At 57.4% G+C, this 9,238-nt stretch carries 6 protein-coding genes; 3 read left to right on the top strand and 3 right to left on the bottom strand.

The features are described from left to right. Positions 1 to 15 precede the first annotated feature (15 nt). Entirely contained in the window at positions 16 to 2,247 is a 2,232-nt protein-coding gene (gene bcsA, locus KGB28_RS26930; RefSeq protein ID WP_223448576.1) for a UDP-forming cellulose synthase catalytic subunit, read from the bottom strand. Then, positions 2,244 to 3,410 (bottom strand): cellulose biosynthesis protein BcsQ, encoded by a 1,167-nt coding sequence (bcsQ, locus tag KGB28_RS26935; protein ID WP_223448577.1) that lies wholly within the window; start codon positions 3,408 to 3,410, stop codon positions 2,244 to 2,246. The genes bcsA and bcsQ overlap by 4 nt, the downstream gene beginning before the upstream one ends. Before the next feature lie 307 nt (positions 3,411 to 3,717). Between bcsQ and KGB28_RS26940 the strand changes: the two genes are divergently transcribed. Then, complete coding sequence (locus KGB28_RS26940) at positions 3,718 to 3,858, top strand: hypothetical protein (protein ID WP_223448578.1); 141 nt, start codon at positions 3,718 to 3,720, stop codon at positions 3,856 to 3,858. A gap of 253 nt (positions 3,859 to 4,111) precedes the next feature. Here KGB28_RS26940 and KGB28_RS26945 read toward each other — a convergent pair whose 3' ends face one another. Continuing rightward, on the bottom strand, positions 4,112 to 5,503 hold the full coding sequence (locus KGB28_RS26945) for an aldehyde dehydrogenase family protein (protein WP_223448579.1): 1,392 nt from the start codon (positions 5,501 to 5,503) through the stop codon (positions 4,112 to 4,114). 100 nt (positions 5,504 to 5,603) lie between these two features. Between KGB28_RS26945 and ptrR the strand changes: the two genes are divergently transcribed. Both ptrR and KGB28_RS26955 read left to right on the top strand, forming a co-directional pair. Continuing rightward, positions 5,604 to 6,482: a putrescine utilization regulator PtrR gene (gene ptrR / locus KGB28_RS26950; RefSeq protein WP_046042975.1), complete on the top strand. Its 879-nt coding sequence runs from the start codon at positions 5,604 to 5,606 to the stop codon at positions 6,480 to 6,482. A 77-nt stretch (positions 6,483 to 6,559) separates the two neighbouring features. Then, positions 6,560 to 8,764: an OsmC domain/YcaO domain-containing protein gene (locus KGB28_RS26955; protein ID WP_223448580.1), complete on the top strand. Its 2,205-nt coding sequence runs from the start codon at positions 6,560 to 6,562 to the stop codon at positions 8,762 to 8,764. The last annotated feature ends 474 nt before the right edge of the window (positions 8,765 to 9,238 follow it).

The raw sequence follows: 9,238 nt of genomic DNA on the forward strand, positions 1-9,238 counted from the left end.
GGCGAGTGGAAGGCTTCAAGATCGTTGCGTGTCCGCGGTGGAGTCGATAGGTGATGGAGCGACCGGGCGTTTGCGCAGCAGCGCGCGGCTGTCCTTCAGGGTTGCAACGAACAGGCGCAGGATGGCGCGTAAGCCAATGCTGCTGACCTCGCGCAACGCCGACATGGGCGCGTCGAGGCGGCCGTTACCCCAGGTGTTGGCCCAGGTGTCGGCCCGTGAAAAGGTCAGTCGCACCAGCTCACTTTGCTGGCGCAGGGTCAAAGCCTCGAATTGCACGCCCGCCCCGTTGTCGTTGCTGAAGATCGTTATTGCGGGAAAGAGGCTTGAGGGAGGCGTGCGCAGAATGCAGAGCCGCAGCTTCTCATTGACGCTGAGCTGAACTTGCGGTGGCAGTGCCAGACCCACGCCGTTTTGCGAGAAGTCCTGGGTTTTGCAATCGAACCAGGTGCCGTCTTCGCGATAGACGCGCACGGGCAGATCTGCGGGCACCCTGGGTTCGTTGCGCACCTGAGAAGACTCAGTGGCCACCGCCACGGCGGCGCTGACGATGATGATGTTGTACAGGGTCCAGGCCAGGTTGATCAGCAGGGTCGTGACCTGGGCCGAATCACTCCCGATCAGTTTCACCACGCCGATCACCAGACCGATCATGTTCAAGGTCAGCAGGACGATGTAAGGCCGTGCGAGCTTCCAGTCGAAATAGTCGTTTTCGATGGTGCCGCCCTTGTCGGTCACGTTGAACTTGCCCAGCGAAGGGCTGATCAGGGCCATCAGTACCGGGCGCATGATGTACCAGGCCAACACCGACTCATACACTTCGTTCCAGAAGGAATGGCGGAAGCGCCCCTGGATGGCGGAGTTGGTCAGGCTGGAATGGAGAATATGCGGCAGCACATAGACCGTGACCATCAACGCCGAGGCATGGAAAATCTGCGCGTCGAACATCAGGTAGGCCAAGGGTGCGGTCAAGAACACCAGGCGCGGCAGGCTGTAGAAAAAATGCATCATGGCGTTGAGGTAGCAGATGCGCTGCCCCAGGTTCAGTCCTTTGCCAAACAACGGATTGTCGGTGCGAAAAATCTGCGCCATGCCCCGTGCCCAGCGTATGCGCTGGCTGATGTGGCGGGAAAGGCTTTCGGTGGCCAGGCCCGCCGCTTGTGGAATGGCGAGGTAGGCGGTATTGAAACCACGGCGATTGAGCTTGAGTGCCGTGTGCGCATCCTCCGTCACGGTTTCGGTGGCGATGCCGCCGACTTCCAGCAAGTGAGTGCGCCGGATGACCGCGCAGGAGCCACAGAAGAATGCCGCGTTCCACAGGTCGTTGCCGTCCTGCACCAGGCCGTAGAACAGCTCACCCTCATTGGGCACCGAGCGAAAGGTATCGAGGTTCTTTTCGAACGGATCGGGTGAATAGAAGAAGTGCGGCGTTTGCAGCAACGCCAGGTTCGGGTCCTTTAAAAACCAGCCCATGGTGATCTGCAGGAAGGAGCGGGTGGGCACGTGGTCGGCGTCGAATATGGCGATGAACTCGCCATCGGTGACTTTGAGTGCCTCGTTGAGGTTGCCGGCCTTGGCATGTTGATTGTTGTCGCGGGTGATGTAGTTGACCCCGATCTGCTGACAGAAAACCTTGAATTCTTCCCTGCGTCCGTCGTCGAGCATGTGCACCCGCAGTTTGCCTTCGGGCCAGTCGATGGCCTGGGCGGCAAGCACTACCAGTTTGACGATGCCCAACGCTTCGTTATAGGTGGGAATGAAGACATCTACCGTCGGCCATTGCGCGGGCGGCTGTTGCAGAAACTGCGGTGTGCGGTGCAGCGGCCAGGCGGTCTGTACGTAACCGAAGACGAGGACGAGCAAGGCATACAGTTCGGCCAGCACCAGCCCGTAGCCAAATACGGCATCCTGCCAGTTGTCGAAGCCCAGGGTGTCGGTCAGGCGCCAGTACATGTAGCGCAGCGAAGCGATCAGCGAGAGGGTGATCAGGGTCAGGATCGCCAGACGCCCGGCTTGCTTGCGGATGATCAGGCTGGCGGCAAAACAGACGGCGGCAAACGCGGCCTGGGAATACAGGTTCAGCGGCGCAGTGAGGATACCCAGCACCAACAATGCTGCGCTCAGCCCGGCCGAGATCTTCAGGCCCTGGCGGCAACGCAGGGGCCATCGACTGACGCGAGCCAGGAAAGTATCCACCAGCCCCTGCAACCACCACGTCTTTGCAGGTAGCTGATTCAGCTGGGCGGTCATGGTGTGCCCTGCTGGCTGTAAGCATCCGCGAAAAGCAGGGCATGAACCGCGCCTGACAGCGAGAGGATGTCCTGACAGCCAATGCTCTCAGGTGCGAACTGCAACAGGTCCCGACCATAGGCCAGCGACTCGTTGAATTGATGATCGAGGCGAATCGTCCCGATCAGGTTAGCGCCGAGCCGCCGCAAAAACAGCACGCCCATGTCCCTGCTGAACGAACGCGAGTCATCCCGTTGGTTGAGCACATACCGGTGCCGCTGTGCACGTCGTCGGCTGGTTTCCAGCCACTGGGTCATGGTGTCCAGTGCCAGGTAGGAGGCCGCGTCGGCCACCGTCATCACCAACACCAGATCGGCGGCATCGAGTGCCTGTTGCGAATACACGGTCGCACCCGAAGGCGTGTCCAGGATCACGGTATCGTTTTCGCTGAGGTTCATTGACGCCAGGTGCCGATTCAACCAGTCAGAATCTTCAAGCATCAACTGCTTGAGCAATCGGCGATCGTTCACCTCGCCAGTACCGAAGGGCAGGCACTCGCTGTCGCCAAAGCCCGGCAGGCGATAAGCGCCCCAGTCTGCGTTGTGCTCTTTGAGCTGGATCAGCCCGGGAGCCTGCCTGGTGATGCCCAAGTGGCTGGACAGCGCGTTCTGAGGGTCCAGATCAATCGCGATGGTTCGCCCGCCAGAGCTGCGAAGTGTTTTTGCGAGGCCCGCGGCGATGGTGCTTTTACCCACTCCACCATTCGCCGAAACGATAGCGATGACCTTCGCCTTGGTCCGCTTGCGAGTCGTTTCCGGCAGACCGTCTCGACGAACCTGGTTGAGTTCACGCAACAGGTCGCTCAATCGCTGACGGTCACCCGTAGCAGGGCCCGCAGGTGGCTTGGCCAGGGGAGGGGATTTGGACGGAGGTGGAGAGAGGACAACATTCTTCACGGGCTCGACCGGCGCGCCAATCAACAAAGAAGGCTGTGGCTCGTCCAGTAGAAACACCGGGGGCGTTGGTGTTGGGGGAGGCAAGGCCGCCGACGGTTCTGGCTCTGCCAGCGCAGGTGTAACCGGGTCGTCCTTGAAATCTTTATAGTTCGGTTGTATTTCCTGGTAGCTCTCCGCATTGGCGCCAAAACGTGTAAAGAGTTTCGCAATATCGTCTACATATTTCATGCGTTGTACCAGGAATGAAATAACTCAGAAACTCAGCATTCCATTAACTTGTAAAGTTGATGCATAGTCTTGGCATTGGCAGAGTGCCACTAATGTAGGGTTCCTGCATCTTAGTGTCAACGAATGTTATAATAAGTCAGCGAGGTTTATGGATGTTGGCCTGAATGTTATTGAGGTGTTGTGTTATTCGTGGAAAGTGTGAATGTTAGAGTGTGCCCAATAATGACTGTCCAATGAGGTGTAATATGATGATGGGTAATGGGTGTATATGTCGTGCCGAAATAACTTTCGGCACGATGGAGTGTGGGTGTTGATCGCCTTCGATGGTTTGATGCCGGGTTATTTATTAAATAAGTTGACTGATGTATTTGAAGGCATAGTGGGGGCAAATAATACCTTTTCGGTTAAGGTGACGGGTGTCGCGGGTGTGCCAAGTTATGGGCGCTAGTTTGCAAGAGCAGCAAGGGAAGCTCTTGGCGTGCCTATTTCCAATCAGTACCGACAAGTTGTAAGTTGGTCGGGGCGCAGGAATCAAAAAAACCTAGACTTCAATGGGTCGAATGCCTGATGCGAGTCTCATTTCCCACGTCATACGCAACAACGCCGCTCATTGAGCCGCGTTGTTGTTTGTGGGTGATTTGTTGGGTTTGTTGAGGGCGAGATCAAGATCGTTTCTTTTACCCCGGAGCACTAAGCTGCCCTTAACGCCGATCCAGCCAAACCGTTTGTGCATTACAGAATTCGCGCACCCCGAAGTGCGAGAGCTCCCGGCCAAAGCCACTCTTCTTCACGCCACCAAAACTGACACGCGGATCGCTGGCGCTATAGCCGTTGATGAACACGCCGCCGGTTTCAAGTTCGTCGGCCATCTGCCGGGCGAGTTCGGCATTGCGCGTGTAGAGGGTGGCTGTAAGGCCGAACTCGCTGTCATTGGCCAGCGCCAGCGCATGGGCGGCGTCTCGGGCCGTGATGATTGAGGCCACAGGACCAAACAACTCCTGTTTGAATGATGTCATCTGATCGGTCACGTCGCCGAGTACGGTGGGCTCATAGTAGTTGCCAGGGCCTTCAACCTTCTTTCCACCCATTAGCAGCGTCGCACCTTCTTCCAGTGTGTCGCGCACCTGTTGATCCAGTTCGTCGCGCAAGTCGAAGCGAGCCATCGGGCCGATATAGGTGGTGGTAGCCAGTGGATCACCGACAACCAGCTGTTGGGTGGCCTCGACGAACTTGCGGGTAAATTCCTCGACAACGCCTTGCTCGACAATCAGGCGTTTGGCGGCGGCGCAGACTTGTCCGGTGTTTTGATAGCGCCCGATCACGGCGGCTTTCACCGCCTCATCGAGGTCGGCGTCGTCGAGCACGATAAATGGGTCGGAGCCACCCAACTCCAATACACATTTCTTCAGTGCGGCTCCGGCCTGAGCACCGATGGCCATGCCCGCACGCACGCTGCCGGTGAGGGTGACAGCCGCGATGCGTGGATCGGCAATAGCCTTGGATACTCCTTCCGGGGTGACGTTGATGACCTCGAAAACACCTTCGGGGAAGTCCGCTTGCTTGAAGGCCTCCAGCAGCAGGTAGGCGCTGCCCATGACGTTGGGCGCGTGCTTGAGCACGAAGGTATTGCCGGCGAGCAGGGTGGGGACCGCGCCGCGCAGGACTTGCCAGATGGGGAAATTCCACGGCATCACGGCGAGAATCGGGCCCAGGGGGCGATATTCAATGCGTGCCTTGCCGCCTTCCACCAAGGTTGGTTCCGGGCCCAGCATGGCGGGGCCGTGTTCGGCGTACCAATCGCAGAGTTGCGCACATTTTTCAATTTCGCCGCGGGCCTGGGCAATCGGCTTGCCCATTTCCTGGGTGATCATGTTCGCCATGGCCTCGGCATTGTTGCGCAAGGCCTGGCCGAGGTTGATCAACAGCTGCGCGCGTTGTTCAACCGGTTTGCCGCGCCAGGCACGAAACCCGGTAGCGGCCCGCGTCAGCGCGGCCTGTAATGCCGAATCGGATTCGAAAGGGTAGTGGCCGATCTGCTCGCCAGTAGTGGGGTTGATCGAAATGGCATGGGTAAGGCTGGATACGTTGGTCATGGCACCGTCCTGCGAGGTAGGAATGTGCTCAGGGTATGGGGCTGTATGTTTTCTGGAAACTGAATAATACTGAGCATAACGTTCACGTTTGGAGAATGACTTGGATCTGGTTCAGCTCGAAATCTTCAAGGCTGTCGCCGAGCACGGCAGCATCAGCGTGGCCGCCCAGCATATCCACCGGGTGCCATCGAATCTCACCACCCGAATCAAGCAGCTTGAACTGGACCTGGGTGTGGACCTGTTTATCCGCGAGAAGAGTCGACTGCGCCTGTCGCCGGCCGGCTGGAGTTTTCTGGATTACGCTCGACGTATTCTCGACCTGGTTCAGGAGGCGCGCGCCACCGTGGCGGGTGAAGAGCCCCAGGGAGCCTTTGCCCTGGGTTCGCTGGAAAGTACTGCAGCGGTACGTATTCCAGAGCTGTTGGCCGCCTATAACCAGAAGCACGCCAAGGTCGAACTGGACCTGTCAACCGGGCCCTCAGGGACCATGATCGACGGGGTGCTGTCGGGGCGGCTGGCCGCTGCATTCGTCGATGGTCCGGTGTTGCATCCGGCGCTGGAGGGCGTGCCTGCTTTCGAGGAGGAAATGGTCCTGATCGCACCGCTCAACCATGAGCCGATTCATCGGGCCAAGGATGTGAATGGCGAAAACATCTATGCCTTCCGCTCCAACTGCTCCTATCGCCATCATTTCGAAAGCTGGTTCGCCAATGGTGCGGCGGTGCCCGGCAAGATTTTCGAAATGGAGTCCTATCACGGCATGCTGGCCTGCGTCAGCGCCGGTGCCGGCCTGGCGCTGATGCCCCGCAGCATGCTCGAAAGCATGCCTGGATGCACGACGGTCAGCGTCTGGCCGTTGTCGGAGTCGTTCCGCTATCTGCGCACCTGGCTGGTTTGGCGCAGGGGGACGGTGTCGCGGAGCCTGACGATGTTTGTGCGCTTGCTTGAGGAGCGCGGTGTGGCGTTGATCGATAAATAGTGGAAAGTTAACGGTCCGTGCCGAAAAACCGGATAATGGCGGCCAAATCGTTTAGCTCGTTATTCTGGTAATCGCACATGGAAATCAAGGTCAACTTTCTCGACAACCTTCGACTTGAAGCCAAGTTCGATGACTTCACGGTGATTGCCGATCAACCCATTCGCTACAAGGGCGATGGCTCGGCGCCGGGACCGTTCGATTACTTTCTGGCTTCGTCGGCGTTGTGTGCGGCGTACTTCGTGAAGTTGTATTGCGAGACTCGCAATATCCCCACCGAAAATATCCGCCTGTCGCAGAACAACATTGTTGATCCGGAAAACCGCTACAACCAGATTTTCAAGATTCAGGTTGAATTGCCGGCGGACATCTCCGCCAAGGATCGTCAGGGGATCTTGCGCTCCATCGACCGTTGCACGGTAAAGAAGGTGGTGCAAACCGGGCCTGAGTTTGTGATTGAAGAGGTCGAAAACCTCGACGCCGATGCCCAGGCGCTGCTGATGCCGCACTCGACTGGCGAAGCGGGCACCTACATCGTGGGCAAGGACCTGCCGCTGGAGCAAACCATCGCCAACATGTCGGGCATCCTGGCCGACCTGGGCATGAAGATTGAAATCGCTTCGTGGCGCAATATCGTTCCCAATGTGTGGTCGCTGCACATCCGCGATGCGCACTCGCCGATGTGTTTTACCAACGGCAAGGGCGCGACCAAAGAAGGCGCGCTGGCATCGGCACTGGGCGAGTTTATCGAGCGACTGAACTGCAACTTCTTCTACAACGATCAGTTCTGGGGCGAGGACATCGCCAACGCGGCGTTTGTGCATTACCCGGACGAGCGCTGGTTCAAGCCAGGCCCGAAGGACGAACTGCCGACTGAAATTCTCGACGAGTACTGCCTGAAGGTTTACGACCGTGATGGCGAGTTGCGCGGCTCGCATCTGTACGACACCAACTCAGGCAACACCCAGCGTGGCATTTGTTCACTGCCGTTTGTGCGCCAGTCGGACAATGAGGTGGTGTACTTCCCGTCCAACCTGATCGAAAACCTGTTCCTGAGCAATGGCATGAGCGCCGGCAACACGCTGGCCGAAGCCCAGGTGCAGTGCTTGTCGGAGATTTTCGAGCGCGCGGTCAAGCGCGAAATCCTCGAAGGCGAAATGGCCCTGCCGGATGTGCCGCAGGAAGTGCTGGCGAAATACCCGGGCATCCTGGCCGGTATCCAGGCCCTGGAAGAGCAGGGCTTTCCGGTGCTGGTCAAGGATGCATCGCTGGGCGGGGAGTTCCCGGTGATGTGCGTGACCTTGATGAACCCGCGTACCGGTGGCGTGTTTGCCTCGTTCGGCGCGCACCCAAGCCTGGAAGTGGCGCTGGAGCGCAGCCTGACGGAACTGCTGCAAGGCCGCAGTTTCGAAGGCCTGAACGACCTGCCTCAGCCGACCTTCGAAGGTCAGGCGGTGACTGAACCGAACAATTTCGTCGAGCACTTTATCGATTCCAGCGGTGTGGTCTCGTGGCGTTTCTTCAGTGCCAAGCCGGATTTCGAATTCGTTGAGTGGGATTTCTCCGGTCAAGGCGAAAACTCCAATACCGAAGAGGCCACGACCTTGTTCGGCATTCTCGAAGACATGGGCAAAGAAGTGTACATGGCGGTCTATGAGCACATTGGCGCCAAGGCCTGCCGCATTCTGGTGCCGGATTACTCGGAAATTTATCCGGTAGAAGACTTGATCTGGGATAACACCAACAAAGCGCTGCAGTTCCGCGCTGACATCCTCAATCTGCACAGCCTGAGCAAAGTCGGCCTGAGATCGCTGGCCCAGGGTCTGGAAAACAGCGAGCTGGATGATTACACCGACATCACCACCTTGATCGGCATCGAGTTCGATGACAACACGCCTTGGGGCAAGTTGACGATCCTGGAGCTGAGGCTGCTGATTTATCTTGCCTTGCAGAAGTTTGACCAGGCCAAGGATCTGGTGGAAGCCTTCTTGCAATACAACGACAACACCGTCGAACGCGGCTTGTTTTATCAAGCTGTGAACGTCGTGCTGGAAATGCAGCTGGACGATGATCTGGAACTGGGCGACTACGAGGTCAACTTCCGCCGGATGTTCGGCAACGAGCGGATGGACGCGGCGATAGGGTCCGTGGATGGCAGCGTACGTTTCTATGGTCTGACGCCGACGAGCATGAAACTCGAAGGGCTCGACAGGCACCTTCGCCTGATCGACAGTTACAAAAAGCTGCACATGGCGCGGGCGAGGGTGGCGGCCTTGTCCAGCTGATAGCGATAACAAAAAAGCACCTTGGGTGCTTTTTTGTTTTTTGGCGGCCGGCTAATCGTCTGTACGCGTGGTCCCGCTTTTTGGCTATGGCATGGGCTGTGGCTGCCTATGAGGAAGCTCTTCTATATAGAAGGGCGTTCTGGCTCTTCTATATAGGCGTCCTTTGGGGCGTTTTACTGCTTTCTGCAGGTTATTGATAGAAAACCCGAATCAGTGCTTGACGGCAGATTATAGATGTCTATAATTCGCCCCACTTCCGGCGCAGTCGAAAAGGAAAACTCCTTGGTAAACAATGAGTTACGCAGTTTTCGACAGTGGGTTGCTTCAGGTCATCGAAGCCAAAAAGAAGTTGAAAAAGAGGTGTTGACAGCAGCGTGTAACGCTGTAGAATTCGCCTCCCGCTGATGAGAGATCTGAAGCGCAAGTGGTTGAAGTTACAAAGGAAACTTTGAAAACTTCTGAAAATAATCACTT

Origin of the sequence: Pseudomonas sp. BF-R-19, from assembly GCF_019956445.1 — a bacterium.
Classification (GTDB): Bacteria; Pseudomonadota; Gammaproteobacteria; order Pseudomonadales; family Pseudomonadaceae; genus Aquipseudomonas; species Aquipseudomonas fluorescens_BH.

Coding starts and splice junctions, on each gene's coding strand:
- bcsA (WP_223448576.1), bottom strand. CDS start 2,247: ATGACCGCCCAGCTGAATCAGCTACCTGCAAAGACGTGGTGGTTGCAG.
- bcsQ (WP_223448577.1), bottom strand. CDS start 3,410: ATGAAATATGTAGACGATATTGCGAAACTCTTTACACGTTTTGGCGCC.
- KGB28_RS26945 (WP_223448579.1), bottom strand. CDS start 5,503: ATGACCAACGTATCCAGCCTTACCCATGCCATTTCGATCAACCCCACT.
- KGB28_RS26955 (WP_223448580.1), top strand. CDS start 6,560: ATGGAAATCAAGGTCAACTTTCTCGACAACCTTCGACTTGAAGCCAAG.